Source organism: Flaviaestuariibacter terrae, assembly GCF_054777635.1.
The window spans coordinates 358,459-382,586 of the sequence record NZ_BAAHAL010000006.1 but is presented as its reverse complement, the minus strand read 5'-3'; the positions used below and the strand labels follow the sequence as shown (position 1 = coordinate 382,586).

The 24,128-nt window shown below is 60.1% G+C and carries 24 protein-coding genes; 13 read left to right on the top strand and 11 right to left on the bottom strand.

Annotation, left to right across the window (positions count from 1 at the left end):
• Positions 1-211: 211 nt before the first annotated feature.
• The 4 genes from ACYU7Z_RS02325 to ACYU7Z_RS02310 form a co-directional block, all read right to left on the bottom strand.
• The gene (locus ACYU7Z_RS02325; RefSeq protein WP_460567072.1) at positions 212-1,120 is read right to left on the bottom strand and encodes a DMT family transporter; all 909 of its coding nucleotides are present in this window, start codon (positions 1,118-1,120) and stop codon (positions 212-214) included.
• A gap of 22 nt (positions 1,121-1,142) precedes the next feature.
• Positions 1,143-1,910, bottom strand: a complete 768-nt coding sequence (locus tag ACYU7Z_RS02320; RefSeq protein ID WP_460567071.1) for a polyprenol monophosphomannose synthase — start codon at positions 1,908-1,910, stop codon at positions 1,143-1,145.
• Positions 1,911-1,923: 13 nt separating this feature from the next.
• Complete coding sequence (locus ACYU7Z_RS02315) at positions 1,924-2,694, bottom strand: exonuclease domain-containing protein (protein WP_460567070.1); 771 nt, start codon at positions 2,692-2,694, stop codon at positions 1,924-1,926.
• Positions 2,695-2,766: 72 nt separating this feature from the next.
• The gene (locus ACYU7Z_RS02310; protein WP_460567069.1) at positions 2,767-4,128 is read right to left on the bottom strand and encodes a UDP-N-acetylmuramate--L-alanine ligase; all 1,362 of its coding nucleotides are present in this window, start codon (positions 4,126-4,128) and stop codon (positions 2,767-2,769) included.
• A 59-nt stretch (positions 4,129-4,187) separates the two neighbouring features.
• Between ACYU7Z_RS02310 and ACYU7Z_RS02305 the strand changes: the two genes are divergently transcribed.
• A complete protein-coding gene (locus ACYU7Z_RS02305) occupies positions 4,188-4,319 on the top strand; it encodes a hypothetical protein (protein WP_460567068.1) in 132 nt (43 codons plus the stop codon).
• Between the two features lie 6 nt (positions 4,320-4,325).
• Positions 4,326-4,661: a thioredoxin family protein gene (ytxJ, locus tag ACYU7Z_RS02300; RefSeq protein WP_460567067.1), complete on the top strand. Its 336-nt coding sequence runs from the start codon at positions 4,326-4,328 to the stop codon at positions 4,659-4,661.
• A gap of 179 nt (positions 4,662-4,840) precedes the next feature.
• On the opposite strand, the gene hemN is transcribed toward ytxJ, so the two are convergent.
• From hemN to ACYU7Z_RS02275, 5 genes are all read right to left on the bottom strand, one after another.
• Positions 4,841-6,220 carry an oxygen-independent coproporphyrinogen III oxidase gene (gene hemN / locus ACYU7Z_RS02295; RefSeq protein WP_460567066.1) on the bottom strand — a complete coding sequence of 460 codons (1,380 nt, stop codon included), beginning with the start codon at positions 6,218-6,220 and terminating at the stop codon, positions 4,841-4,843.
• A gap of 346 nt (positions 6,221-6,566) precedes the next feature.
• Complete coding sequence (locus ACYU7Z_RS02290; protein WP_460567065.1) at positions 6,567-7,625, bottom strand: response regulator; 1,059 nt, start codon at positions 7,623-7,625, stop codon at positions 6,567-6,569.
• Between the two features lie 33 nt (positions 7,626-7,658).
• Positions 7,659-9,224, bottom strand: a complete 1,566-nt coding sequence (locus ACYU7Z_RS02285; RefSeq protein WP_460567064.1) for a PAS domain-containing sensor histidine kinase — start codon at positions 9,222-9,224, stop codon at positions 7,659-7,661.
• Between the two features lie 42 nt (positions 9,225-9,266).
• Positions 9,267-9,995 carry a DUF542 domain-containing protein gene (locus ACYU7Z_RS02280; RefSeq protein WP_460567063.1) on the bottom strand — a complete coding sequence of 243 codons (729 nt, stop codon included), beginning with the start codon at positions 9,993-9,995 and terminating at the stop codon, positions 9,267-9,269.
• 140 nt (positions 9,996-10,135) lie between these two features.
• Positions 10,136-11,395: a hypothetical protein gene (locus tag ACYU7Z_RS02275; protein WP_460567062.1), complete on the bottom strand. Its 1,260-nt coding sequence runs from the start codon at positions 11,393-11,395 to the stop codon at positions 10,136-10,138.
• Positions 11,396-11,521: 126 nt separating this feature from the next.
• On the opposite strand from ACYU7Z_RS02275, the gene ACYU7Z_RS02270 reads away from it, so the two are divergent.
• From ACYU7Z_RS02270 to ACYU7Z_RS02260, 3 genes are read left to right on the top strand one after another with little or no spacing between them, the layout of a single operon-like run.
• A complete protein-coding gene (locus ACYU7Z_RS02270; protein ID WP_460567061.1) occupies positions 11,522-11,893 on the top strand; it encodes a hypothetical protein in 372 nt (123 codons plus the stop codon).
• A gap of 47 nt (positions 11,894-11,940) precedes the next feature.
• Positions 11,941-12,828 carry a transporter gene (locus tag ACYU7Z_RS02265; RefSeq protein WP_460567060.1) on the top strand — a complete coding sequence of 296 codons (888 nt, stop codon included), beginning with the start codon at positions 11,941-11,943 and terminating at the stop codon, positions 12,826-12,828.
• Between the two features lie 17 nt (positions 12,829-12,845).
• Positions 12,846-13,235 (top strand): hypothetical protein, encoded by a 390-nt coding sequence (locus ACYU7Z_RS02260; RefSeq protein WP_460567059.1) that lies wholly within the window; start codon positions 12,846-12,848, stop codon positions 13,233-13,235.
• A gap of 9 nt (positions 13,236-13,244) precedes the next feature.
• On the opposite strand, the gene ACYU7Z_RS02255 is transcribed toward ACYU7Z_RS02260, so the two are convergent.
• Positions 13,245-14,006, bottom strand: coding sequence for a DUF92 domain-containing protein (locus ACYU7Z_RS02255; RefSeq protein ID WP_460567058.1), 762 nt, complete (start codon positions 14,004-14,006; stop codon positions 13,245-13,247).
• Between the two features lie 123 nt (positions 14,007-14,129).
• Between ACYU7Z_RS02255 and ACYU7Z_RS02250 the strand changes: the two genes are divergently transcribed.
• On the top strand, positions 14,130-14,570 hold the full coding sequence (locus tag ACYU7Z_RS02250; RefSeq protein ID WP_460567057.1) for a DoxX family protein: 441 nt from the start codon (positions 14,130-14,132) through the stop codon (positions 14,568-14,570).
• A 28-nt stretch (positions 14,571-14,598) separates the two neighbouring features.
• Here the strand turns inward: ACYU7Z_RS02250 and ACYU7Z_RS02245 are convergent, their stop codons facing one another.
• A complete protein-coding gene (locus tag ACYU7Z_RS02245; protein WP_460567056.1) occupies positions 14,599-14,946 on the bottom strand; it encodes a hypothetical protein in 348 nt (115 codons plus the stop codon).
• Positions 14,947-15,107: 161 nt separating this feature from the next.
• Between ACYU7Z_RS02245 and ACYU7Z_RS02240 the strand changes: the two genes are divergently transcribed.
• The 7 genes from ACYU7Z_RS02240 (at position 15,108) to uraD (ending at position 24,116) form a co-directional block, all read left to right on the top strand.
• Positions 15,108-15,584 (top strand): nucleoside deaminase, encoded by a 477-nt coding sequence (locus ACYU7Z_RS02240; protein ID WP_460567055.1) that lies wholly within the window; start codon positions 15,108-15,110, stop codon positions 15,582-15,584.
• Positions 15,584-17,008, top strand: coding sequence for an FAD binding domain-containing protein (locus ACYU7Z_RS02235; protein ID WP_460567054.1), 1,425 nt, complete (start codon positions 15,584-15,586; stop codon positions 17,006-17,008). The genes ACYU7Z_RS02240 and ACYU7Z_RS02235 overlap by 1 nt, the downstream gene beginning before the upstream one ends.
• Positions 17,005-19,317 carry a xanthine dehydrogenase molybdopterin binding subunit gene (locus ACYU7Z_RS02230; RefSeq protein ID WP_460567053.1) on the top strand — a complete coding sequence of 771 codons (2,313 nt, stop codon included), beginning with the start codon at positions 17,005-17,007 and terminating at the stop codon, positions 19,315-19,317. The genes ACYU7Z_RS02235 and ACYU7Z_RS02230 overlap by 4 nt, the downstream gene beginning before the upstream one ends.
• A 54-nt stretch (positions 19,318-19,371) precedes the next feature.
• Positions 19,372-20,706 carry an amidohydrolase family protein gene (allB, locus tag ACYU7Z_RS02225; protein WP_460567052.1) on the top strand — a complete coding sequence of 445 codons (1,335 nt, stop codon included), beginning with the start codon at positions 19,372-19,374 and terminating at the stop codon, positions 20,704-20,706.
• Positions 20,688-21,716, top strand: coding sequence for an allantoicase (alc, locus tag ACYU7Z_RS02220; RefSeq protein ID WP_460567051.1), 1,029 nt, complete (start codon positions 20,688-20,690; stop codon positions 21,714-21,716). Before allB ends, alc begins: the two co-directional genes overlap by 19 nt.
• On the top strand, positions 21,716-23,119 hold the full coding sequence (locus ACYU7Z_RS02215; protein ID WP_460567050.1) for a urate hydroxylase PuuD: 1,404 nt from the start codon (positions 21,716-21,718) through the stop codon (positions 23,117-23,119). The genes alc and ACYU7Z_RS02215 overlap by 1 nt, the downstream gene beginning before the upstream one ends.
• Before the next feature lie 127 nt (positions 23,120-23,246).
• Positions 23,247-24,116 carry a 2-oxo-4-hydroxy-4-carboxy-5-ureidoimidazoline decarboxylase gene (gene uraD / locus ACYU7Z_RS02210; protein WP_460567049.1) on the top strand — a complete coding sequence of 290 codons (870 nt, stop codon included), beginning with the start codon at positions 23,247-23,249 and terminating at the stop codon, positions 24,114-24,116.
• The last annotated feature ends 12 nt before the right edge of the window (positions 24,117-24,128 follow it).

Genomic DNA, 24,128 nt, shown 5'->3' with positions numbered 1-24,128 from the left:
ACGTCATTGCGAGCGCAGCGAAGCAACCGGCTCCGGGCTTGGTGTTGCGCAAAGCGGCGATTTTATGTTTATTGACGTCATTGCGAGCGCAGCGAAGCAATCGGCCGTCCACTAACGTCATTGCGAGCGGAGCGAAGCAATCGGCCGTCCACTAACGTCATTGCGAGCGCAGCGAAGCAATCTCTTGCGGGCTGGCACGGTTGACGCCTTATTATGGCTGCTGCATCGGGTTTTCGGGGATGACGGGCAACTCGGACTTTGGCTTGAGGAGACGCCACATGTGAAAGACCACAGCGACGGAGATAAGCCCGAAGCCGAGGTAAAACCAGGGGCTTACCTCGCGGTTTTCTTTATACACGATAAACGCCAGCACGATACCATATACGGGCTCGAGGGTGAGCACGAGGTTCATGGTGAAGGCACTCACTTTCTTAAGCGCCCGGATATACAGGAAGAAGGTCAGGATGGTGCAGCCCCAGGCAAGGAGCGTGAGCCAGAGCCAATCGAGTGGGGCCGGTATACTCACCGGCTCGGGAAAGTAGTGCTGGTAAAAAGGCAGCAGCAGCGTGAGCCCGAGAAAGCCGCCCGTGAGCTGGTACAGCGTGAGCACTTCCGGCTCAAACCGGTCGACGATCTTCTTGGTGGTAACCGACACCAGCACCGTCAGCAGCGCCGAGAGCAAGCCGATGATGATGCCCGTGGAAAACTGCAGGTGCGTGTTGTAGATAAGGATGATGCCGGCGATCGCGAACAGACCGAGACCGATCTCCACCCAGTCGAATTTGCGGCCCACGATGATGGGCTCCAGGAACGAAGCCAGCAGCGCCGTCGTGGAGAGGCAGGTCAGCGCGATGGTGACGTTGCTGTACTTGATGCTTCCGTAGAAACACACCCAGTGCAGGGCCAGGATAAAGCCGATAAAGGCGATGAACAGCGCCGAGCGCCAGGGAATCCGCCGCAGCTTTCCGAGGAAGGCGTAAAGCGCCCAGAGGCTGACCACCGTCAACAGCAGGCGGTACCACACGAGCCAGGTCTGGCTGAGCGTTATCGCGCGGCCGAGCACACCGGTAAAGCCCCAGAGAAAAACGGCGATATGGAGTTGGAGGAGGGCTCTGCGCATGGGTAGGGTCTTCGTCGCGGGATCAGCTGATCGTCTCGGCGCGTTGCTCCTTTACCCGCACCTTGCGCCGGTACGAGGTGAAGATGCTGTACCAGCGAAGCTTCAGCACGCCGAGGATACCTTCCTTGACAATGCCCTTACTCATTTTCGATTCGCCATAGGTGCGGTCGGTAAAGAGGATGGGCACTTCCTTGATCTTGAAGCCAAGCTTCCAGGCGGCGAATTTCATCTCGATCTGGAAGGCATAGCCCACGAAATGGATCTCGCTGAAGTTGATGGCCTCGAGCACTTCGCGCTTGTAGCACACAAAGCCCGCGGTAGGGTCGGCAACCGGCATCCAGAGGATCATCCGGGTATATACGGAAGCGCCTTTCGACAGGGCGATGCGATCGGTTGGCCAGTTGTGCACGCCGCCGCCGCGCACGTAGCGCGAGCCCACGGCTACATCGGCACCGCCGGTTTTGCAGGCCGCGTACAGCTCCGGGAGCTTGGCCACGGGGTGCGAAAAGTCGGCGTCCATCTCGAAGATGAAATTGTAGCCGTGCGTTTGCGCCCATTTAAAACCATGGATATAGGCCGTACCAAGACCCAGCTTGCCGCGCCGCTCCTCGAGGAAGAGCGAGCCCGGGAATTCGGTCATGAGGCGGCGCACGATATCGGCCGTGCCGTCGGGTGAGCCGTCATCGATGATGAGCACATGGAAATCCTGGCGGAGATCCTGTACCGCGCGAATGATGGCTTCGACGTTTTCTTTCTCGTTGTAAGTTGGTATGATTACGATCTTTTCCACAAGCGGCGGACTCTTAAGCCTTTTTCAGCATGATGCGGGTATACAGTTCGGTCAGCTTCTGCTTGGTGTTCATCGGGAACTCCCCTTTCATCATCCAATCATAGTACTGGGGCTCGGCCTTCAGCACATCGGCCACGGTGCGGCCCTTGTGCTTGCCGAAGTTGAACACTTCCACACCTTTTTCGTTGTACACGAAGCGACGGGCGAAGTCGATGATCTGGTCTTCGCCGACGGCTTTCAGCACGCTGTCGAGCGAATTTCCGAGCTGCGGGTAGCGCTCCACCTGGGCAAAGAGCACCTCGGCGGTGGCACTGGCGTCCACCTCGGCGCCGTGAGCGCCCTCGAGGCTTTTATCGCAGTAGAATTTATAGGCGGCAGCGAGGTTGCGCTGCTCCATCTGGTGGTAGATCTTCTGTACGTCCACAACCTTGCGGCCCTTCATATCGAACTCGACGTCGGCGCGGATGAACTCTTCCACCAGCAGCGGAATGTCGAGGCGGTAAGCATTGTAGCAGGCAAGGTCGCAGCCATCGAGGTATTGCTTGAGGTCGTGGGCCACCTGCTTGAAGGTGGGGGCATCCTTCACCATGTCGTTTGTGATGCCGTGAATATCGGTGATGGGCTGCGGGATGGCGATCTCCGGGTTGAGGAGCTTTCGCTTTACGGTGCGCCCACCATCAGGGAGCAGCTTGATGATCGCGATCTCCACGATCCGGTCCGTGGCCACATTATTTCCGGTCGCTTCGATATCGAGCACGGCCAAGGGCTTCTTCAATTGTAACATGCGTGAGAATTCCTGTTTGCTTAAGAAGGGCTAAAGATAGCCTTTTACGAAAGGCAAGTTGGTAAAAAATGTTCAGGAGGCGAGTATCCGCGCCACCAGCGCCGGCAGGTCAATCCCGTCATAATTGCCCGAGCTCATGAGCAGCAGCACGGCGTCGCGGTAATCGGCTCCCTGCAGCCAGGCTTCCAGCTCGCCCCGCTCGTTGAACACCTGCACCCACTCGTTGGCGAAACCGGCGCGCACCGCTTCTTTCGGCAGCTCGGGCAGCCGCTTTACCTCGAGGGCGTGCTTCGCATAAAACACCACGGCCTCGTCGGCGGCATCGAGGGCGCCCGCGTATTCGCTCATGAAGTCGGCGTTGAGGCTGCTGAAGGTGTGCAGCTCGAGCACGCCCAGCAGGCGCCGGTCGGGAAACTGCTGCTTCACGGCCTCGATCGTGGCCTTCACTTTCGAGGGCGCATGGGCAAAGTCGCGGTAGATCGTAGTGTGCTCGTTGGCGCCGAGGAGCTCGAGGCGGCGGGCCGCCCCGGTGAAGCTGCTGATCGCTTTCGTAAACGTCTCCGCCCCGATGCCAAGCTCGCGGCAGGCCAGCCAGGCCGCGTGCAGGTTAAGCAGGTTGTGGTTGCCGAATACCCTAAGCCCCGTTTCCACGCCCCCGATCTTCACCGTCGTGTGCCCCGCCTCGATGCGGTGCGGCGGCACTTCGTAGGGCGCGTAGCGGATGTCGCTGCGGCGGGTCTCCTCGATGAGCTTCGCCAGCTCGGGGTCGGCAGCATTGTAGATGAGCAGGCCGCCGGCTTCGATCATCTCGATAAAAATGCGAAACTGCTCGAGGTAATTGTCGAAAGTCGGGAACACATTGATGTGGTCCCAGGCGATTCCGGTAAGGATGGCAATATGCGGGAAGAGGAAGTGAAACTTGGGGCGCTTCTCGATGGCCGAGGCCGGGTACTCGTCGCCCTCGCAGATGATCACGGGTGCGTCGGTGATGTTAACCGACTGGTCGAAGCCGGGCAGGCGCGCACCCACCAGGTAATCGAAATCGGAGCCCGCGCTCCGGAGCACGTGCATGATCATCGAGGTCGTGGTGGTCTTGCCGTGGCTGCCGCCCACTACGACGCGGCGCTTGTCGCGGCTTTCCTGGTAGATGTATTCGGGGAAGGAGTAGATGGGCAGGTCGAGCTCGCGGGCGCGCTGGAGCTCGGGGTTGTCGAGGCGGGCGTGCATCCCGAGGATAACGGCGTCCAGACCGGCGTGAACCCGCGCGGGGTGCCAGCCCTCCGATTCGGGGAGGAGCCCCTCGGCTTTGAGGTTGGAGAGGGCCGGCTCGAAGATCTCATCATCGGAGCCGGAAATCTGGTACCCTTTTCGCTTTAATGCTATGGCGAGCTGGTGCATCACCGAGCCGCCGATCGAGATAAAATGGATATTCATTCCTACTTTTGGGATATTATCCGGCAAATTAACCCGTTTATCAACAAACACTTCCGGTCATGAGAAACAAAATAACGTCCCTGGTACTGCTGAGCGCGCTGACGCTGACGCTGGCTTCCTGCTTCACGTCACGGAGTAAGTACGGATGCCCTGCCACGGCTTTTAAAGAAGTGAAGAGCTCCAAAATCTAGTACCGAATGCAATGGACGACGCTAACCTCTGAAGACCATCTTCAGGAACTCATCGAGCGCTCGAAGGAAACGCCCCAGGTCATCTTCAAGCACAGCAACCGCTGCTCCATCAGCAGCGTGGCCTTTCAGCGCATCGACAAGGCTCAGCGGCCGCCGGCAACCGAATTCTGGCTGCTCGACGTTATTGCCGACCGGCCCCTCTCCCAGAAAATTGCCCAACGCTTCGGCGTGCCCCACGAGTCGCCCCAGGTGCTCGTGATCAAGAACGGCGACTGTGTGTTCGACGAAAGCCATCTCGGTATTTCGATGCAGGATATTGCCAGCACCGTGCTGATGGCGTAATAACACTTCAATACGGGCTGCAGGATTCGTGAATCGTGAATCGTCAATCGTGAATCCGCGATGCGCAACACTCGACATAATTAGCAACTCAAACTTTGCTAAGAACGGATGCCTTTGGGCATCCGTTCTTAGTATTTGCTGGCGCCAGCCATTGACGATTCACGATTGACGATTCACGATCAGATCGCCCTGCTGAAGCGCTTCTCCTCCTCCCCGGCTTCCTCGTCGCGGAGCTTGAGCAGATCGAAGGCCGCGCAGATATTGCGGATGAAGTTGCGGCCAAGCGGCGTAATGGTCATTCCCTCGCGGTTCCAGTCTACAAGCCCGTCTTCGGCGAGTTTCGCCAGTACCGGAAAGCTGTATTGCTCGAGGAGCGGCAGGTCGGCCTCGCGGAAGATCACCTTGCCGCGGCAGCTGCTGTCCAGGATGTATTGCCGGAAGGCGGCGTCTTCGGCGGTCAGGAAGTAACCCTTGGTTACGGCCAGCTCGCCCGCGTTGATCCGCTCGTAATAGTCATGGAGCGTCTTTGCGTTTTGCGCAAAGGCGGTACCGGCGTCCGAAATACTCGACACGCCAAGACCAAGCAGCAGACCCGTGTCCTGCGTGGTGTAGCCCATGAAGTTGCGGTGCAGACGTCCTTCTTCGCGCGCCTTACAGAGCTCGTCGGAGGGCAGCGCGAAGTGGTCCATCCCGATGTCCTCGTATCCCGCTTCCAGCAGCAGCTCACGGCCAAGCCGGTAGAGGTCGAGCTTTTGCTCGGCCGATGGAAGATGGCTTTCATTGAAAAGCCGCTGGGCCTTGCTGGTCCAGGGCACGTGGGCATAACTGTAAAAGGCGATGCGCTCGGGCCGGAGGCTGATGACGGAGCGGATGGTCGCCTCCATGCCCTCGGGCGTTTGCAGGGGCAGCCCGTAAATAAGGTCAAAGTTGACCGAGGTGAAGCCGGCGGCGCGGGCTGCTTCCGTGGCCCGCTGCACATTGGCAAAGGGCTGAATGCGGTTGATGACACGCTGCACCTCGGGGTCGAGGTCCTGGACGCCGTAGGAGATCCGGCGGAAGCCCAGCTCATGGAGCACCTGGAGGTGCATTGCTGTTGTATTGTTGGGATGGCCTTCGATGCTGAACTGCCGCTGCGGATGAACGAGGCTGCCTTTGAGGATTTCCTGCAGGAGACGCTTCAAGTTGCGCGGCGAAAAGAACGTGGGGGTGCCTCCGCCGAGGTGCAGCTCGCGGACGACGGGCGTTTGCCGCATCAGCTTGCGGTACAGCTTCCATTCGGACAGGATCGCATCGAGATAGGGCTCTTCAACGCTGTGGTTGGTCGTGATTTTCTTATTGCAGCCACAGTAGGTGCAGAGCGACTCGCAGAACGGCAGGTGCAGGTACAGGGAAATGCCGTGGGTATGGTTCTCCTCGTCGAAGCGCGCGCGGAACGTGGCTTTCCAGGCATCGGCATCGATTCCCTCCTTCCAGTACGGAACGGTGGGATAGCTCGTATAGCGCGGCACGGGCTGGTTGTATTTCCGGATCAGCAGGGGGCTCACAGCTTCGGGTTTCATGGTACAAAGCTAGCCGTGCCTTTCCGCTGCCCGGCTGACCCGCGTTAGGGCGAAAAGAGAGGTTTGTCAGGGAGCAGAAAGGCGGCGCGGAGTAGGGGCTTTGTCGTGCAGGGCGAAGGGGGGAATCTGCTGCGGCCGCGGGCAGTCAGGGACTGAGTAAAGCATCGCCGAAATAAGTCGACCAAAGTGTGTCCGCGGTATCATTACCTGTCATCGGAAATGCCTTTCCTTCCTGGAGCCTGATCTCGTTCGGCGCACAGATTCCTCGCTGCGCTCGGAATGACAAAAGGGCCGCGCTGCGGCCCTTTTGTGCGTTAACGTGCGCCGTTTCCCTTACCTGAGACACCTAGTAGAGAAGGTTCTTCAGCTTTTCCAGGTTCAGGATCGAGATCTTGCCGCTCTTGATATCAATCAGCTTCTCGCCTTTGAAATCGCTCAGCGTGCGGATCAGCGATTCGGTAGCCGTTCCGATGTATTGGGCGATATCATCGCGGGAGAATTCGATGACGGAGTCGGGGCGCTGGCTGTAAAATTTTTCGTGGATGTCGACGAGGGCCTTGGCCACGCGCTTGCGCAGCGAGCTGTAGGCTAGGTTGAGGAGACGCTCCTCTTTTTCCTTCATGTTGTGCGTAACGATGCGGATGAATTTGGCGGCGATGTTGATGTCGCTGTAGATCATCTGGAGAAACTCGTCGCGCGGGATCTGCATCAGTTCCGCATCTTCGAGCACCGTAGCCGTATCGTCGTAGTTCTTGTCTTCGATCAGCGCGGTGTAGCCAATGAAGTCGCCGGCGCTGAACAGGTCGGTGATGTATTCCTTGCCGTCCTCATGGGTCTTGTAGGCTTTCACCTTGCCGCTTACCAGGTAATAGAGGTAGCGTGGGCGCTTACCTTCGCTGTAAACCGTTTGCTTGCGCGCAAAGTGCTCCACGTCGTACTGACCCGAGAGCTGCTTCAGCATCCCGCTGTCGCGCACGTCTTTTACAAACTGCGAGAGGCCCTGCGGCGACGACGCGTAGTTGTGCTCGAGCACCGCGGTCTTCTTGAGGCGTACCTCGATGGCGTTGAGCAACTCGATATCCTCGAAGGGCTTCGTTACGTAGTCGTCGGCGCCCATCTCCATGCCCTTGCGAAAATCGCTGCGCTCGGTCTTGGCGGTGAGGAAGATGAAGGGAATGCGCTCGGTATCGGGGTTCTTCTTCAGCAGGTGAAGCACGCCATAGCCATCGAGCTCGGGCATCATGATATCGCACACGATCAGGTCGGGACGCTCGCGGGAGGCCACTTCCACGCCGCGCTTGCCGTTTTCGGCCGTAAGCGTCTTGTAACCGGCCAGGTCGAGGATCTCCGCGGTATTGTCGCGCAGGTCGTTGTTGTCGTCGATAACCAGGATCGTCTTTGCCATATTATTTGTTCGTTTTGTGGTCTGTTTAGTTTATCACTGCATCACCCCATTTAATTCCACCGGCACGCGGAGCGTAAGGGTTGTCCCCTCTCCCAGCCTGCTCTGCAACTTGATCGTTCCGCCCATCAGGTCGGCGTAGCGCTTTACGATATGCAGGCCAAGACCCGTGCCCTGGATGTTGGTGGCGTTCTTGCCGCGGAAAAAGCTGGAGAAAAGGTGTTGCTGGTCCTCCTCGGAAATGCCGATGCCACGGTCTTCCACGCTCACCAGGGCTTCGTCGCCGCGCACATGACTGCGGATCCATACATGGCCATTCTCTTCGGAGAACTTGAGCGCATTGCTGACCAGGTTCACCAGGATGTTGCGCAGCAGCTTCTTGTCGTTGAACACTTCCTCCGGTCCGTCGTGCTCGAAATGAATTTCCTGCCCCGGCCGCACGAGGCCGCGGACATCGTCCAGTATATCTACAACCGCCTCGCGGATGTTGAAATGTACGGGTTGCGCGCCGACCTTGCCCTCATCGAGCTTACCCAGGGAAAGGAAATCCTCGAGCAGGTCGTTGAGGTGCTTCACCGAATCGCGGATGCGGTTGATATGCTTGTCGCGGTTGGGCTGCTGCTCCGTCGTGGTGTATTTGGCAAGCAGGGAGGCCGACGAAAGCACCGCGCTGAGTGGCGTGCGGAACTCGTGGGAGGCCATCGACACAAAGCGGCTCTTGATCTCGTTGAGCTGCCGCTCCTTGTCGAGCGCTTCGCTGAGCTCGGCCTGCGACTGTTCCAGGCGCTGCAGCGCTTCCTTCAGGATCACGGTTCGCTCTTCCACCTTGCCTTCGAGCTCGGCGTTGAGGCGGCGCATATCGTTACTTACCTGTTCGAGCTGCTGTTGCTGCAGGAGCATGCTGGTTTCGATTTCCTTTCGGTGCGTGATATCGACGATAAAGGCGATCACGTATTGCTCGTTGCCCTGCTTGTAGGCGCTGAGGCTTACTTCCACCGGGAAGGTGCTGCCGTCGCGGCGCTGCCCGTTGAGGTCGCGGCCGGAGCCCATACGGCGGTTGCTTGGCTGCTCGTGAAAGCCGTCGCGGAGCTGCACATGGCCGGCGCGGTATTTCTTCGGCAACAGGGTTTCTACGGGCTTGCCCACCAGCTCGCCCCGGTCGTAGCCGAAGATGCGCTCGGCGGCCGGGTTCATCAGGATGATCTCGCCCTGCCGGTTGGTGAGGAAGATCCCTTCAGTCGCGTTTTCAAAAAGCGAGGTCATATGCGACTTGTCAAACTGCATGTCCCGGATCAGTCCTTTGATATAAAGTACAATCAGTGTCGTGAACAGGATCAGCAGGCAGATGAACAGGTATTGCGTCCACGGCTCGCCGTTGGGACGAATTTGATCCAGCAGCAGGAAGAAGACCGTTACCAGCAGGCTGGCACCACCCGCGATGAAGGTGGAGCTCCGCGAGGCCACGAAAACCGACAGGAAGATGACGACAAGAAGGCCGCTCAATACGATCGAGTAGCCCGTGAGCCAGAAATTGACACCGATGGTGACCAGGAATGCAGCAAGGGCGTAGAAGCTTGCCTGCCGGGGCGACAATTGCGGCATTTTCACGGAGATACGCTTTGGGTGCAAAACTAAGCCGCTTCGTCAAAGCGCGCGCAGTTCTTTTTCCATAACTCCCACGCGGGGGAAAAGCACATTTTGCTCCAGGTGCAGGTGTTGCACAAGGTCGTCGTCGAACTCGCGAAGCTTATGAAAGAGCACCTGGTAGTTGGTGCAGGCATTATCGGGAAACCGGTAGTGCTGCGTAACAGCACGGAGGCGCTGGAGCAGGGGCGCGATACGGCCGTGATCGGCTTCTTCGGCAGCCACCGTTTGCCCCAGCGTACGCATGAACAGCTTTCCGTAGGCATCGGGGTTGCTGTGGGCGCTGCACAACTGGCGGATATAGGGAAACACCTTTTCCTCTTCGCCGCTTATATGCGCCAGAAGCTCGTTGAGCAACTGGCTGTAAGCTTCATCCACTTCGGTAAGCTGCGGGTATTTCTTGAGGTGCCCCTGCACGAAATCGTGCAGCTGCCGGCCCAGCGCGGCGCCGTTGTTGCGCACATAGGCGTGGTGGAGCAGCTGGATATAGTCGATGAGAAAAGGCACGGGCCACTCGTTGAAGGAGATCCCGGGAGCCAGCGACCGTGAACGACGCGCAGCCTCGAGTTCGCCGAGTACCGTATCGATTGCGATTCCCTGCAAGGCACACACTTCGGCGAGCGGGCGGTTGCCGCCACAGCAATAGTTGATGCCCCATTTTTTAAAGACATCCGCGGCGCGGTAATCCTGGCGAACAATTTCAGAAACGGTGGGCACTGGCATCGTCATATAACAGTGAATCAGTTGGCGGCAAATCTAGCCGGCCCCTCCAACCGGGCAACTGACTTTTGTCATACGCGTGGAGCATGTTTGTCAGGGACGGGATGCGCTGGATGGACAGCGACCGGCAGGACGGCTTCGACGCCGCGTCAGGCTGCTTCGACCCTACGTAGTTCGCGCCCCGACGCAATGCCCGCCCGTTTCGACGTGCGCTCCCCGCGCCCCGATGCAGCCCACGCGCGCGTTCCGCCGATCAGCAGGAGCACCGACACGGGGAAGGGAAGCGATGCCGCGAGCAGCCAGGCCGGGTAATTGGGAAGCATCCAGCCAAAGCCCGCACCCGCGAGCATCAGCTCGGTGCTGACGAACGATACCAGGAAGAGACCAACGCCGGCGCTCACGAGGCGGCCTTGCGGCAACTGGCCGAACACGAACAGCGTAATGAAGCCAAGCAACACGAGGTGCAGGTAGGCGATGACGAAATTGCGTTGGGCCGCGGCCAGCAGTGCGATGGCGGGCAACGTGCTGAGCAGCTGGAGCGACAGCTTAAGGCCAAGCGCTGCGAGACTTACAACAACCAGCGGCTTGTGGCCCAGGCGACCCTTCACATCGCGCAGCAGCCCTGCAAAACCGGCAATCTGGAGCAGCGCCCCGGCGCCGCCGATGACATGTACCCAGAGCGGCGGGCTGTTCCAAAGCAGCGAGAGTGCATAGGTCGGAAGTACGGCCGCCTGGAAGTACGGGAAGCTGCGTCGCCCGAAACCGGTGTCAGCGTCCCGTTCAAGACTCCGGTAGAGCAGCGCCAAAACGAGGAAAGAGAAGAACCCGTTGTATTGGAAATGGAGGTACCCGTAAATGACATCGTAATAAAGTGGCGAGCCAAGACCACCGGCGGCCGTTATGGGACCGGTTGCAAACGGGCCGGCTGCCGAGAGCATCAGCCAGCCAAAGCCGGCGCGGAGAAAGCGGCGCGCCGCTGTATCGGGAAGGCCGCGCAGCGCGCGGTAGCAAAGGACCGCCCAATAAAAACCGGCGCCGAGTGAAATCGTGGAAAAGGTAATGCTCGCGGGGCCATAGCCCTGCAGCGGAAAGGTCAGCAGCATGCCCCAGGCCGAGACGAAGAGCAGGGCGGACAAAACGTACCAATGCCCGCGGCTTACGCGCTCCCGCAGCTCCGGGAACCGCTGCAGGAGCAGGGCCAGCAGGGCCGGCTGCACCCATCCGCCGAATGCAAAATGCGAATGTGCGTGGAGGAGATTGTGGTAATCGAACGGGAGCACCGCCAGGAAGGGCACGGCCCGCAAGACCACGCCCAGCAAGGCTACCAGCAGCAGGTTGACCAGCGCCAGCCGGAGCAGCCTGCGGGAAAAGGATTTCGGAAGTGTTTTAAAAGGTACGGCGTCGGTCATGGCGGCAAAGTTCCGCCGCTTGGCCGCGCGCCGGCTTCGGCTTTCCTCAGCCGAACGACTGATTTCCGTCAGGAAGCACGGAAGAAGGTTGGCCGGGTGACGCCTCCTGCAGATATTTGCAGCTCGATGAAACGGTTCGCGGTTTTTTGCCTGATGCTCCTCGTGCTGCTGCAAAGCTTCAGCAAGCTGCTGCTGTTGGCTGAATACCGGCTCAACCGCGCCTACATAGCGCGCGTGCTTTGCGAGAACCGCCAGCGCCCGAAGCTGAAATGCAACGGCAAATGCCAGCTGATGAAAAAGTGGGCGGCCGAAGACAAGGCCGCCGCGGAGCAGGGCGCCAAGCTCAAATTTGAAGAGATCCCCTTCTGTGGGGTCATGGAGCTGACACTCCCGGTAAGCATCCGTATAACTACGGCCCGCAACGGCCGCTATGCGCGCTCCTGCACCGACCCCGACGCCCGTCCCCTCCTGCACCCGCCCGGCAGCCGCTTCGTTTAATTGCAGCGTCTCCCGAAACTAGTTACTGTCATCCCGAATTAATTCCGATGAAACGAATACCCGTGGCCATCCTGCTGCTTGCAGGCCTGGCTCCTGTGCGCGCGCATGCCTGCGACATCTGCGGCTGCGGCGTCAGCAACTACAATCCTTATCTCTTTCCGCATCTTTCCAAAAGCTATGTCGGCATCAGCTTCCTGCACCGCGTGTTTCATACCCACAGCGACGAAGGGCTCGCCGGTACGGAGCACTACAACAGCCTCTTGTTTACCGGGCAATACAAGCTCGGAAAGAAGGTCCAGCTGATGGCGCTCCTGCCCTGGCAGTCCAATACCCTCCGCAACAGCGATGGCAGCCGCCGCGAGCAAGGCGTTGGCGACATCAGCCTGCTCGGGCAGTACCGGCTCTGGGACAAGCTTACGAAGCGCTTTCGCCAAACAGTGCTCCTGGGTGGCGGCGTGAAGCTGGCTACCGGCCGCTATACGCCCGCGGGCAGCGACAAAGCCGACGAGCAGAATTTCCAGCTGGGCAGCGGCAGCACCGATTACCTGCTCAACGGATCCTACCGACTCAGCTACCGCAAGTGGCTCGTGGGCATCAGCGGGTCGTATAAATACAATACGGCCAACAGCGACGGCTTCCGCTTCGGCGATGTGTGGAACGCGGGCCTGCTGACGCTGTACCGGCTCGATTGGGATAAGATCTCCGTTGCCCCTTACCTGCAGCTTACCCACGAAAGCCAGCTGCGCGACGCCGACCGGCACGTGCTCCAGGCGCACTCGGGCGGCACCGTGTTCTACGCCGGCGGCGGCATCGACCTGAACACGAAACGCGTGACCGTTGGCGTCAACGCGCAGTTCGCACCCGACCAGAGCCTGGCTGCCGGGCAGATACAAGTGGGCCCTCGCCTCGCCCTGCATACATCCTATTCTTTCTGACTGAAAAAACAACAAACATGAAACGCATTCTTTCCATAGCTTCTCTCCTGCTCGTAGCCTGCAGCAAACATTCCGGCGATACAACGAATGAACCAATTCCTGCCAACAGGCTGACCGTGCTGGCACCCACTGCGAACGCCTCTTATCACAGGGGCGACAGCATTTGGGTCAAAGCCGAGGCTGTTTCCGAGGCGCTCATTCACGGGTACAAGGTGGGCATCCGCGAAGCGGGCAGCAGCAGCGATCTCTTCTACACCGAGGTACATGACCACAACGATACACTGCACATCAGCCAGTATTGGGTCAACGACCGGACCGCACCCGCTAACCTGGAGGCACGGATCATCCTTACGCTCAATCACAACGGCGACTCGGTAATACAAACAATCCCCATCCACAGCTTATAGAAAAAGACATTACACCGCCCGGGCAAGAAGGCCCAGTGCACCTGCGAACAGCGCCGCCAGCAGCGTGTTGAGCAGGTTGACACCATCGTTGCTCAGGCGGCCGCGCTGTTGCAGCGTCGCGCCCAGCCAGGAATCGGCGAGGTTGCCGAAGGTACCCGCGGCAAGGAGGACGAACGCGGCGCGAACGCCGGGCTGTACGGTGCCGCAATAAAGAAGGGCAATGATGGCGCTCCCGGCAAGCCCGGCGAGCGTACCCTCGATGCTTATGGCCCCGTCGCGCCCGCGGCTGTCGGGGCGCAGGCTGCGGATATTGATATAGCGCCGGCCCCAGGCGTTGCCCAGCTCGGAAGCAAGTGTATCGGCCGTGGCAGCCGACAGTGCTGCCGCAGCCATGAGGCACAGCAGGCGGGCCCACAAGTAATCGGGCGCACATTCGGAGCGCTGCCAGTCGCGCGCAAAAGCAGCACCCAGGGCGCAGAGTGCCGCAACGCCCCCGTTGGCCCACACCTGCACCGCGGTACGGCCGCGTTGTGGGCCCGCCCGGTCGAGCCCTTCGCGAAGGCCCTGTTCTTCCTTCCACCCGTTACGATAGGAAGTGGCGGCCGTGCCCAGCACGAAAAAGGCGCCCAGCAAACCGAGACCGGCATAGCCCAGCCCGAGGTAAAGGCCGGCTGCAACCAGGGCGCCGGCAACACCGGCAGCCGGGCTGAGCTTTCGGAGCAGCACCGCGAGCAGGGAAAGGAACAGGATCAGGGCCGTGGCGATATACACGGCGAAAAGGTACGGGTTTGCCCGCTCCTGCGTCAAAGCTCTGCCTGCGGCGGAACAGGTTTTTTTCGGGGTAAATACGGTAACTTTAAAGAGCTCTTTTTTATCATCGTAAACCTCGCTCCTATGAACTCCATACAACACCTGCAACGTTGGGGAGAAGCGCACCATCCCCGGTATCTTGACGTCATCCGCATGGGCCTCGGCGTTTTCCTTTGCCTCAAGGGAATAGAGTTTGCCTCCAATGCCAACCTGCTCCCCGAAGTGCTATCCCGGGAGGTTCCCTTCAGCAGCTTCCTGCTTGTCATCGTGCAGCACTACATCATCTTCGCGCATATCATCGGCGGGTTTATGATCGCGACCGGGCTGCTCACCCGCGTGGCGGCGCTCGTGCAGATCCCGATTCTGCTGGGCGCGCTGATTTTTGTAAACTGGGGAATGACGGCGCACTTCGGCGACTTCATCGTTTCGCTGACCGTGCTCGCGCTGCTCGTCTGGTTTGTCATCATCGGCAGCGGCCCCTGGTCGCTCGACCGCGCGATCGGACGCGAAGAAGTGCATGATTGAACGCTCACGCGGGCTGTCACCGGCGCCGCTACCTGAGGCGATTCAGGTCGACCTTGCTGCCAAAGGCCCGGAACTCGTATATCCCGTCGTCGCGCCTGAAAAACGTAAAGGCGGTCTTGCCCAAGCGGGGCCCTGTCAATTGCCCGCTCACCGTGCCTTCTTTGATGCTGCCGACACCGCTGTTGCCGGCCACGCGGAAATTGTAGGTTCCCTTGTCGGCGTACGCAACATGAAGCACCTCGCTGCTGTCGACCGGCTTCGGCTTGCCCAGCGGGTAGTACTGGCCGGTATACCCGGCCTTGTCGCCAGACGGCGTCGTATTGCAGGCGCCGATGGCCGAGGCTATGATGAGAACGAAGGCGATCCGGTTTTTCATGTGCAGCAATTTGCCAACAAGCACCTGCAAACAGTAAACCACAAAAACGGCCCCGGAAGCGACCGTGGCGGTGGCCCGCTTCCAACTCCGCACCCCAAACTCCAAACGGTTTTCTTATATTTAACGCCCCAGTTTCAAAAAACCAGAACATTCGATTGCTTATGACACCCGTGGAGAACGATTTTATGCGGGAGGCCATCCGCCTCTCCGTCGACAATGTGGAAAGCGGCCGTGGCGGCCCCTTCGGTGCGGTGGTAGTGAAGGACGGCGTCATCATTGCCCGCGGCGCCAACTCGGTTACCAGCGCCAACGACCCGACGGCCCATGCCGAGGTAGTAGCCATACGTGAAGCCTGCCGGGTGCTGGGCACCTTCCAGCTCGATGGCTGCGACATCTACACCAGCTGCGAGCCCTGCCCGATGTGCCTCGGAGCCATTTACTGGGCCCGCCCTGCGCGCCTGTTTTACGCAAACACCAAGCGCGACGCGGCCGACATTCACTTCGACGACCAATTTATTTACGAAGAGATCGAAAAGCCGATCGAGGAGCGCTCGCTCTTTACGCGGCAGCTGCTGCGCGAAGAAGCCCTCGAGGCCTTCCGGAAATGGGCAGCCAGCACCTTAAAAACCGACTACTGATGATCCGCTTCCTCCTCAATGATACCGAGGTGGCCACCGACCGGCCGCCGGGTGGCACGCTGCTCGATTTTGTACGCTACCACAAGCGCCTCACCGGCACCAAGATCGGCTGCCGCGAAGGCGACTGCGGCGCCTGCACGGTGCTCGTGGGCGACTTCGAGGAAGGCCGGCTCGTGTACCGCTCCGTCACCTCCTGCCTGATGCCCCTTGGCAACGCCGCGGGCAAGCATATCGTATCGGTCGAAGGCCTCAATATGACGGGTCTTTCGCCGGTGCAGCAGGCGATGGTGGAAACCAACGGCACGCAGTGCGGCTTTTGCACCCTTGGGTTCGTGCTGTCGCTTACCGGCTTTGTACTGAACCCCAAAGCGCGCCACTACGAGGAAGCCATCGCCTCCATCGACGGCAACATCTGCCGCTGCACCGGCTACAAGTCCATCGAGCGCGCCGCCCGTAGAATTACGGATGACGTCCAGGGGAAGCCCAGCGAGGGAACGCTGGCCTGGCTGGTACAGGAAGGCTTCCTCCCGCCCTACTTCGCCCGGGTGGAGGAGCGTCTGAAAAACCTGCGCAGCGTTCCGGCTGAAAATGTTCCGGCGCAGGCGGAGACTGCCGGGGCGCTGTTCGTTGGCGGCGGTACCGACCTCGTGGTCCAGCGACCGCATACCGTGGCTGCGAGCAACGTTCACCTGCTTTACGACGATCCGTCGCTGAAAGGAATCGACTATACGGATGGCCAGCTTCGCTTCGGCGGGGCGGTCACGGTTACACAGCTGCTCGAATCGGAGGTCGTCAACCGCTTCTTCCCGCAACTCGCAGCCCACCTCAAGCTCGTGTCGTCAACGCCCATCCGCAACATGGCCACGCTTGGCGGCAACCTGGTCAATGCCTCGCCCATCGGCGACATGACCATCTTCCTGCTGGCGCTTGATGCGCAATTGACGCTTCGAGGAACCGACGGGCGGCGCAGCCTGCCCCTGCGTACTTTCTATAAAGGCTATAAGCAACTCGATAAAGCAGCCGACGAGATCATCGAAAGCATTTCCTTTATTCCGCCGGCAGAAGGCACCTTCAATTTCGAAAAAGTATCGAAGCGCACCTATCTCGACATCGCTTCGGTCAACAGCGCCTGCCAGCTGCGCCTCGAAGCCGACGGCACAATCGGTCTCATTCACCTCTCCGCCGGCGGCGTAGGCCCGACACCGGTCTACCTCGCACAGACCGCCAGCTTCCTCCATGGCAAGCGTCCTGACCGGAACACGCTCGAAGAAGCGGTCCGCATCCTCAACAGCGAGATCGCACCGATCAGCGATGCCCGCGGCACCGTTGCCTACAAGCGCCTCCTGCTCCGCCAGCTCCTCGCGGCCCACCTGCTCCGCTTCGACCTCGCTCCCGATTTCCTGACCAACCTCGCACCGCTATGATCGCCGATACCCGCACCGAAACCAGCAGCCGCCCGGTCATCAATATCGATGCGCAGGGCCATGTCACCGGCCGCTCGCTCTACCTCGACGACCTGCCGCTTCTCGCCGGAACCCTCTACGCCAAAATATTCGACTCGCCCGTTGCCCACGGCACCGTGCGCCGCCTCGACGCCTCGAAAGCGCTCCAGGTGCGTGGCGTCGTGCGCATCTTTTCTGCGAAAGACATTCCCGGCGAAAACAATATCGGCGGCATCATCCACGACGAGCCACTGCTTGCGGATGACACCGTGATCTTCCGTGGCCAGCCACTGCTGCTGGTCGTGGCCGAAAGCGAGGAAGCCGCCGAGGAAGCCCTTGCGCTCATCGAGGTGGACATCGACCCGCTGCCCGTGATCACCGACCCGCGCGAAGCTTTTGCGAAGGGACAGTTGCTTTGCGGCTCGCGCCAGTTCAAAAAGGGTAACCCCGAAGGAGCGTTTGCAAGCTGCGCCCATGTATTCGAAGGCATTGCCGAAACCGGTGGCCAGGAACACCTGTACCTCGAAACACATGGCGCCTATGCCTATCCACTCGAGAACCAGAACATCCGCGTGTACTCGTCGACGCAGGGACTTCGCCACGTGCAGGAAACCGTTGCACACCTTCTTGGCCTGGGCATGCACTGTGTAGAGGTGGATGTAACCCGCCTCGGTGGCGGCTTTGGCGGCAAGGAAGACCAGGCTGCCATGTGGGCCTCGATGTGCGGCCTCGCCGTATACCACCTCCGCCAGCCGGTGAAGTGCGTGCCACATCGCATGGAAGACATGCGGATGAGCGGCAAGCGCAACCCGTATAAATGCGATTACCGCATCGGACTCGACGCCGACTATAAGATCGTGGCATTCGAAGCGACCTATTTCCAGAACGGTGGCGCCGCTGCCGACCTCTCCCCCGCCATCCAGGAGCGCACCCTATTTCACGGCACCAACACGTATGGTATCGAGCACGTGCAGCTCACGACGCACTCCTGCCGTACCAACCTCCCGCCGAACACGGCTTTCCGGGGCTTTGGAGGTCCGCAGGGTATGTTCATGATCGAGTCGGCCATCGACGCAGCCGCAACGGCGCTTGGCATCGAAACCGCCGACCTGCAGCGCCGCAACCTCATGACGGAAGGCTACGAGTTTGCCTACGGACAGATCGCCGAAGGCTGCGCCGCTGTGGAATGCTGGGACGAGGCCGTACAGCGCTTCGACCTCGAAGACCGCCGCATCCAGGTGGAGGCCTTCAACGACACGCATCCCTGGAAAAAGAAAGGCTTGTCGCTGATGCCGATCTGCTTTGGCATCTCCTTTACCAATACGATGATGAACCAGGCCCGCTCGCTGATCCACATTTACTGGGATGGCTCCGTGAGCGTGAGCACCGGTGCCGTCGAAATGGGCCAGGGCATCAACACGAAAATGCTGCAGGTCGCCGCCGATACGCTGGGCATCCGGCACAGCCTCGTGCGGATTGAAAGCACCAACACCACGCGCGTCGCCAATACGTCGCCGTCGGCGGCCTCCGCGACAGCCGACCTCAACGGAAAGGCTGTCCAGGACGCCTGCAACCAGCTGATGACGCGCCTCCGCGAAGTGGCCGCAGGCCTTGCCGGCAGCGAGCACGATGCCATCACGATCCGCGAGGAGCAGGTATATGCCGGCGGCGTGGCAACCGGTATCGACTGGAAAACACTGGTACGTACCGCGTTTACCCAACGTGTCAACCTGAGCGCGAAGGGTCATTACAGCACGCCCCTGATCTGGTTTGACAAAACCAAAGAAAAGGGACATCCCTTTGCCTACCATGTATACGGAACGGCCATCACAGAGGTGACAGTCGACTGCCTGCGCGGCACCTACGAGATCGACGCCGTGGAAGTGGTGCACGACTTCGGCTCGAGCATCAACACACTTATCGACCTTGGCCAGTGCGAAGGCGGCATCGTGCAGGGAATTGGCTGGATGACGATGGAGGAAGTGGTGTACAACAGCGACGGTAAGCTGCTTTCCAACGCGCTGTCGACCTACAAGATCCCCGACATATACTCGGTACCCAAAGTGCTCGACATCCACTTCCTGCAAACAAAAGGGCATCCCCTAGCAATCAAGGGCTCGAAGGCCGTGGGCGAGCCACCATTGATGTACGGCATCGGTGCCTTCTTCGCCATCCGCAATGCCATCCGCGCCTTCAATAAAAACGCGCAGGTACCGTATACCTCGCCCATGACGCCGGAGCAGGTGCTGCTGGGACTTTACCCGGATAGGGACGAGACGACGGGACACTGATCATCCTGAATACCACCAGGAGAGTCCAAAGCCAATAACTGCCAACGAGAAAAAATGGATCAAGTTGTTTTACATAGCCGCCGCTGCTGGATCGACGACCGCTTACAGGAAGCGTCGGTCTTCATCAACGGGGGTATCATTGAAAAGATCGAGAAGGGCGCTGGCCTTCCGGCAGGCGCGACCGATCTCGGCGACGCCGTGCTGATGCCGGGCGTCATCGACGCGCACGTGCACATCAACGAGCCGGGGCGCACCGAATGGGAAGGCTTTGCTACCGCAACAAAGGCCGCAGCAGCGGGCGGCAGCACCACGATCGTGGACATGCCGCTGAATGCAACCCCGGTAACGACCGACGTGCCGTCGCTGCGGCAAAAGCTCGAGGCATCGCAGGGCAAGCTGCAGGTGAACGTCGGCTTCTACGGAGGCCTCGTTCCGGGTAATGCTTCCGAAATGGAAGCCCTGGCCGATGCCGGCGTGCTTGGCATCAAAGTATTTCTGACGCATTCGGGGATAGAGGACTTTCCCAACGCCACGATCGAAGACCTCGACGAAGCAATGCCGATCCTGGCGCGGCGTGGCCTGCCGCTCCTCGCCCACTGCGAGCTCGACGAGCCCGGCTACCGCGATGCCCTCGAACGCGACCCGCGCTCCTACGCGGCCTACCTCGCGAGCCGCCCGAAGCACTGGGAAAACAAAGCGGTCGAACTCATGATCGACCTTTGCCGCAGGCACCGTTGCCCCGTGCACATCGTGCATGTATCGTCGGCCGAAGCGCTGCCGCTTATCGAAGCCGCGAAAAAAGAAGGACTCCCGATCAGCGCGGAAACCTGCCCGCAGTATATTCTCTTCTGGGCCGAGGCAATTCCCGATGGCCAGACCGTTTACAAGTGCGCGCCGCCGATCCGCGAGCGGGCCAATAACGAGCTATTGAAGCAAGCGCTCCGCAGCGGCACGCTCGACTTCATCGCTTCCGACCACTCACCGGCGCCGCCTTCGGTAAAGGAATTGGAGAGCGGCAACCTGCTTCGCGCCTGGGGCGGGATCGCGGGGATCCAGTTTCTTCTCCCGGCGAGCTGGACGGCACTCCGTGGCAACCTGACGCTCGAAGAATTCATCCCGCTGCTGACGTCGGCGCCCGCCCGCTTTTTGCGGCTCAGCGACCGCAAAGGCAGCATCCGCGCCGGCGCTGACGCCGACCTGGTAGCCTGGCAGCCCGAGGAGGCCTTCCGCACGAACGCTGCCGCGGTACAACACAAGCATAAAATAAGTCCCTATATTGACCGGGAGCTGTTCGGACGAATCGAGCAGACCTGGGTGGGCGGCCGGCCGCAGCTGGCGCCTTCCGGACCTCCCCCAAAACCCCAAGGAACATGGCTTTTCAGAAAGTAACCGAGATCATCAAAGAAGCACCGGCATTCGCCCGGCTCACCGACCTCGCCGCGGCACGGCTTGGCGGACAAGTACTCTATGCCACCGACGACTTTTTCGCGGAAAAGGAAAACCTGATCCAGCCCGGTCGCGGGATCTTCATCACCGACAAGTATACCGACCGCGGCAAGTGGATGGATGGCTGGGAATCGCGCCGCAAGCGCACGCCCGGCCACGACTGGTGCGTCGTGCAGCTCGCCACCAGCGGCGTCATCCGCGGCTTCGATATCGACACCAACTTCTTCCTCGGCAACCACCCGCCCCACGCTTCCATCGAAGCGGCGCGCATCGATAACCCGACGCAGGTCAGCAACTGGGAAAGCATTGCCTGGACCGAAATCCTTTCGAAGTCGCCCCTTGACCCGGGCAGCCAGAACTTCTACGACTGTAGTTCTACGGAAGCCTGGACGCACCTGCGCCTCCACATCTTCCCCGATGGCGGCGTGGCCCGCCTCAAGGTGTACGGCGACGTGCAGAAAGACTGGAGCAAGGTTCCGGCAGGAACCGAGGTCGACCTCGCCGCCGCCATCAACGGCGGACAGGCGATCGCCTGCAACGACATGTTCTTCTCGGCGATGAGCAACCTCATCATGCCCGGCCGCGGCATCAACATGGGCGATGGCTGGGAAACGAAGCGCAACCGCACGCCCAACAACCGCGACTGGGTTGTGCTGCGCCTGGCGCATCCCGGGATCATCCAGCGCGCCGTTGTCGACACGGCCCACTTCAAGGGCAACTACCCCGACCGCTGCTCGCTCGAAGCCTGCCGCGTTGCTTCGGACGACGAGGCCCTGCGCGATGACACGAGATGGGAAATGCTGCTGCCGGAGCAAAAGCTCAGTGCCGACAGCATCCACACCTTTGAGCGCGAGCTGGCCGCACACGGGATCTTTACCCACGTGCGCCTCAATATTTTCCCGGATGGCGGCGTAAGCCGGCTCCGTCTTTTCGGAACTCCAACCAACGCCTGATGGTCTACTTCGCAGTTTATCTTGTTTTAGGAGCCATCTTCGTTATGCTGGTTACCCTCACCCACAAGCTGCCCGCGCTGGTGCGCGGCGCCCATGACGAGGGCAACGACGGCAAGCACGACCAGCTGTCGCTCTACCAGGGGTTCATCTACACCGCGATGATCCTCGTGGCCATCGCAGCGGTTGCGTTCAGCTGGTGGTCGGTGCGCGGAACACCCTGGGAAGGCCACCTGATGGAATGGCTCAACATCGTGGTACGCCTGCTGCACATCACCTTTGGCATTGCCTGGATTGGCGCCTCCTTCTATTTCGTGTTTTTGGAAAATGCGCTCAACCGCAGCAAAGACCTCCGCGACGAGCTCGCCGGCAACCTGTGGGCTGTGCACGGCGGCGGCTTCTACTACCTGGAGAAATACAAGGTGGCCCCCAAAACGATCCCGCGCGACCTGCACTGGTTCAAGTATGAGGCCTACTTCACGTGGCTCTCGGGCTTCAGCCTGCTGTCGGTCGTCTACTATTTCAATGCAAAAGCATTCCTCATTGACAAGAACGTGCTCGACATCGCCCCGCTGACGGCCATCGCAATCGGCGTTGGATCCTTTGTCGTGGCCTGGCTGCTCTACCACCTGCTGTGCAAAACGAAGCTCGTGAAGAACGGCCCGCTGTTCGGGCTCGTTGGGCTGCTGATCGCCATGGGCTTTGCGTATTTCTACACCCACGTGTTCAGCGGCCGCGCCGCCTTTATTCACTTCGGTGCGATGCTGGGAACGCTGATGGCGGGCAACGTTTTCTTCATCATCATCCCGGCACAGAAAGCCATGGTGCATGCCGCCAAGAACGGCCTCCCGCTTGATCCCGCGAAGGGCAAGTTTGCCGGGTTGCGCTCGCTTCATAACAACTACCTCACGCTGCCGGTGCTGTTCGTGATGATCTCGAACCACTTCCCGAGCACCTTCGGCGGCGCGCAGCCCTGGCTCGTACTCACGATCATCACAATCGGCACGGCCGGTGTGAAGCACTGGCTCAACCTCCGCGAAAAAGGCCAGCTCAATGTGTGGGTACTGCCCGTGTCCGCACTCATCCTGCTGGGTGCCGCGTTTATGACGGCCCCGGCCCTTAAGCCCGGCGAATGCAAGGGCGAGGTGAGTATGAGCGACGTGCAGGCGATCGTGCAGAAACGCTGCCAGCAGTGCCATTCTTCACACCCCACCGACGACGTATTTACCGCGCCGCCCAACGGCGTCAAGTACGAAACGCCGCAGGATATTATCAAGCTGAAAGACAAAATTTACCAGCGCGTCGTGCTTTCCAAGACGATGCCGCAGGGCAACAAGACTGGCATGACCGACGACGAGCGCAACACGATCCGCTGCTGGATCGAGAATGGCGCGCCGGAAAAATAATCTGCTAATGAGTGCAGTCTGCTAGTATGCTAATACTACACTTCGAATACGCTCGGTATGACAATAAGGTTCTTGGCTTTGCCAAAGCCAACTCCAAACTACAAACCACAAACTCCAAACTTCCCTGATGACGCTCAATGAACTCAATAATCTTCCCGCCGCCGAAGCTGCCGAACATCTCCGCTCCTGCTGCGGTGCTGAACGCTGGGTAGCCGAAACGATGAAAGGCTTTCCCTTTGGCTCCGAGGCCGAGCTCGTGCAGCGCGCCACGGCGGCCTGGTACGAGGTATGCACCGAAGACGACTGGCGCGAGGCCTTCACCCATCACCCGAAGATCGGCGACCTGGAGAGCCTGAAGAAGAAGTTCGCCGCCAGCAGTCACCTCGCCAGCGCCGAGCAGTCGGGCGTCAACAGCGCCGACAGCGGCACACTCGAAGCACTGGCAGCGGGCAACGCGGCCTACGAGGCAAAGTGCGGCTTCATCTTCATCGTATGCGCTACGGGCAAGCCGGCCGACGAGATGCTGCGCCTCCTGCAGGACCGCCTCGCCAACCGCCCCGACGAGGAACTCCGCATCGCGGCGGGTGAGCAGCACAAGATCACGATCATCCGGCTGCGCAAACTGCTTGATGGCGCCGACTGGAGCTTTCTCAAAGTGAGCCAGCTTACGACCCACGTGCTCGATACTTCCATCGGCCGCCCCGGCAAGGACATCAGCATCCGCCTGCAGCAGCCTGTTGCCGACGGCGGCTGGCAAACGATCGCGCAGGGTGTTACCAATGCCGACGGCCGCATCCCCGACCTGCTGCCGCCCAACCGGGTACTCCCCGCGGGCAACTACCGGATGGCCTTTGACACCGGCGCCTACTACGCACAGCAAAAGATCAGCGTCTTCTACCCGGCCGTAGAAATACAGTTCACTGTTTTCGACAATACGCACTACCACGTACCACTGCTGGTAAACCCGTTTGGGTACAGCACGTACCGCGGCAGCTAACAAACAACTCAT

Excerpts from the sequence above, each read along its gene's own strand:
- ACYU7Z_RS02270 (WP_460567061.1), top strand. The coding sequence starts at position 11,522 with ATGAAACGGTTCGCGGTTTTTTGCCTGATGCTCCTCGTGCTGCTGCAA.
- ACYU7Z_RS02290 (WP_460567065.1), bottom strand. The coding sequence starts at position 7,625 with ATGGCAAAGACGATCCTGGTTATCGACGACAACAACGACCTGCGCGAC.
- ACYU7Z_RS02280 (WP_460567063.1), bottom strand. The coding sequence starts at position 9,995 with ATGACGATGCCAGTGCCCACCGTTTCTGAAATTGTTCGCCAGGATTAC.
- ACYU7Z_RS02245 (WP_460567056.1), bottom strand. The coding sequence starts at position 14,946 with ATGAAAAACCGGATCGCCTTCGTTCTCATCATAGCCTCGGCCATCGGC.
- uraD (WP_460567049.1), top strand. The coding sequence starts at position 23,247 with ATGACGCTCAATGAACTCAATAATCTTCCCGCCGCCGAAGCTGCCGAA.
- ACYU7Z_RS02275 (WP_460567062.1), bottom strand. The coding sequence starts at position 11,395 with ATGACCGACGCCGTACCTTTTAAAACACTTCCGAAATCCTTTTCCCGC.
- ACYU7Z_RS02240 (WP_460567055.1), top strand. The coding sequence starts at position 15,108 with ATGACACCCGTGGAGAACGATTTTATGCGGGAGGCCATCCGCCTCTCC.
- ytxJ (WP_460567067.1), top strand. The coding sequence starts at position 4,326 with ATGCAATGGACGACGCTAACCTCTGAAGACCATCTTCAGGAACTCATC.
- ACYU7Z_RS02285 (WP_460567064.1), bottom strand. The coding sequence starts at position 9,224 with ATGCCGCAATTGTCGCCCCGGCAGGCAAGCTTCTACGCCCTTGCTGCA.
- ACYU7Z_RS02230 (WP_460567053.1), top strand. The coding sequence starts at position 17,005 with ATGATCGCCGATACCCGCACCGAAACCAGCAGCCGCCCGGTCATCAAT.
- alc (WP_460567051.1), top strand. The coding sequence starts at position 20,688 with ATGGCTTTTCAGAAAGTAACCGAGATCATCAAAGAAGCACCGGCATTC.
- ACYU7Z_RS02305 (WP_460567068.1), top strand. The coding sequence starts at position 4,188 with ATGAGAAACAAAATAACGTCCCTGGTACTGCTGAGCGCGCTGACGCTG.
- ACYU7Z_RS02265 (WP_460567060.1), top strand. The coding sequence starts at position 11,941 with ATGAAACGAATACCCGTGGCCATCCTGCTGCTTGCAGGCCTGGCTCCT.
- ACYU7Z_RS02325 (WP_460567072.1), bottom strand. The coding sequence starts at position 1,120 with ATGCGCAGAGCCCTCCTCCAACTCCATATCGCCGTTTTTCTCTGGGGC.
- ACYU7Z_RS02250 (WP_460567057.1), top strand. The coding sequence starts at position 14,130 with ATGAACTCCATACAACACCTGCAACGTTGGGGAGAAGCGCACCATCCC.
- ACYU7Z_RS02235 (WP_460567054.1), top strand. The coding sequence starts at position 15,584 with ATGATCCGCTTCCTCCTCAATGATACCGAGGTGGCCACCGACCGGCCG.
- ACYU7Z_RS02315 (WP_460567070.1), bottom strand. The coding sequence starts at position 2,694 with ATGTTACAATTGAAGAAGCCCTTGGCCGTGCTCGATATCGAAGCGACC.
- allB (WP_460567052.1), top strand. The coding sequence starts at position 19,372 with ATGGATCAAGTTGTTTTACATAGCCGCCGCTGCTGGATCGACGACCGC.
- hemN (WP_460567066.1), bottom strand. The coding sequence starts at position 6,220 with ATGAAACCCGAAGCTGTGAGCCCCCTGCTGATCCGGAAATACAACCAG.
- ACYU7Z_RS02260 (WP_460567059.1), top strand. The coding sequence starts at position 12,846 with ATGAAACGCATTCTTTCCATAGCTTCTCTCCTGCTCGTAGCCTGCAGC.
- ACYU7Z_RS02215 (WP_460567050.1), top strand. The coding sequence starts at position 21,716 with ATGGTCTACTTCGCAGTTTATCTTGTTTTAGGAGCCATCTTCGTTATG.
- ACYU7Z_RS02310 (WP_460567069.1), bottom strand. The coding sequence starts at position 4,128 with ATGAATATCCATTTTATCTCGATCGGCGGCTCGGTGATGCACCAGCTC.